The organism is Shigella sp. FC1967 (assembly GCF_001743005.1).
Lineage (GTDB): Bacteria > Pseudomonadota > Gammaproteobacteria > Enterobacterales > Enterobacteriaceae > Proteus.
The window spans coordinates 1-1,185 of record NZ_MIIZ01001039.1; the positions used below are offsets into that span (position 1 = coordinate 1).

A 1,185-nucleotide genomic window follows, 5' to 3' on the forward strand; every position below is an offset into this window, starting at 1 on the left:
GGAAAAGTCAATGCTTAAAAGAAAAATGCTAGTTAAAACCGTATTTGCTGTATCAGTTTTATCACTGAGTAGTATTGCTTCGGCGGCTACTGTTGTTAATGGTGGTAAAATTAATTTTACGGGTCAAATAGTGAATGCAGCATGTGCTGTTAGCGCAAAATCAATGAATCAAACAATCAATATTGGTCAATATCGAACCGCTCAATTTGATAGTGTCGGAAAAACTGTTGGAAATACGGATTTTTCGATTGATTTAGAAGAGTGTGATACGACGGTTGCAAAAAATGCCTCTGCATCGTTTTCAGGCGTTAGCGATTCAAATGACAAAACAGTATTAGCAGTCAGTAATATCACAACGGGTGGTGCAGGCGCAGCTACTGGCGTGGGTATTGAGATCGCCGATCATACCGGTAAGGTTTTATCACCAGATGGTTCTGTATTCTCTACGGCTAAGCAACTAATTGACGGTGCTAACACGTTGAATTTTGTTGCTCGCTATAAATCAACATTAGATACAGTAACACCGGGTCAGGCTGATGCCAATGTGACTTTCAGAATGCAATATGAATAAGTCTAATTAGTTTATTGAGAAGTATGGCCTGATAAAGGTCATACTTCTATATCGAGGCAAATATGAAATATAGTTTAATATATTCTATTGCGCTGTTTTTTTTCTATTTCATTTACAACATATTCGATGGAACGGAATAAAGTATTTTTAAATGATGGTATTGTTTATTTTAGGGGTCGGGATTGTTGAACCAGCATGTACAGTATCTCCAGAAAGTGAAAATCAGGTTGTAGATTTAGGTGTTATTAGCAGTAATCAATTTAATGGTGTAGGAAGCCATTCAATAAAAATTCCTTTTTTTTATTAAGCTAATGAACTGCAATAAAAATATGGCTGATAAAGTGAGTGTATACATTTTAGGTGATGTGGATAATAAAGATAAACGTTTATTTAATATTACAGAAAAACAAAACTCAGCTTTAGGCGTTGGTGTCGCATTATTTAACGCTAAAGATGAAATAATAATTCCAAACAATATTAATAAATATAAGTTTATTGAAGAGAATGAATTAAAGCTAGAATTTAAAGCAAGTTATTTAGCAACAAGAAAAACGGTTATTGGCGGTAAGGCTGATAGTGTTGTTTGGTTTGTTTTTAATTATCATTAATTAAAC

3 protein-coding genes are annotated in these 1,185 nt (G+C 33.8%); all 3 read left to right on the forward strand.

Translation table 11 applies throughout. The features are described from left to right. Positions 1-10 precede the first annotated feature (10 nt). The 3 genes from fimA to BHE89_RS26330 all read left to right on the forward strand — a co-directional run bounded on the left by fimA (position 11) and on the right by BHE89_RS26330 (position 1,179). Complete coding sequence (gene fimA, locus BHE89_RS17875) at positions 11-571, forward strand: type 1 fimbrial major subunit FimA (protein WP_069368993.1); 561 nt, start codon at positions 11-13, stop codon at positions 569-571. Between the two features lie 151 nt (positions 572-722). After that, positions 723-878, forward strand: coding sequence for a fimbrial protein (locus BHE89_RS26325; RefSeq protein WP_286146271.1), 156 nt, complete (start codon positions 723-725; stop codon positions 876-878). A 22-nt stretch (positions 879-900) separates the two neighbouring features. After that, positions 901-1,179 (forward strand): fimbrial protein, encoded by a 279-nt coding sequence (locus BHE89_RS26330; protein ID WP_458694238.1) that lies wholly within the window; start codon positions 901-903, stop codon positions 1,177-1,179. Positions 1,180-1,185 lie beyond the last annotated feature (6 nt).

What these genes read in the sequence shown, in the direction of transcription:
- fimA (WP_069368993.1), top strand. Translation starts at nt 11, where the DNA reads ATGCTTAAAAGAAAAATGCTAGTTAAAACCGTATTTGCTGTATCAGTT.
- BHE89_RS26325 (WP_286146271.1), top strand. Translation starts at nt 723, where the DNA reads ATGATGGTATTGTTTATTTTAGGGGTCGGGATTGTTGAACCAGCATGT.
- BHE89_RS26330 (WP_458694238.1), top strand. Translation starts at nt 901, where the DNA reads ATGGCTGATAAAGTGAGTGTATACATTTTAGGTGATGTGGATAATAAA.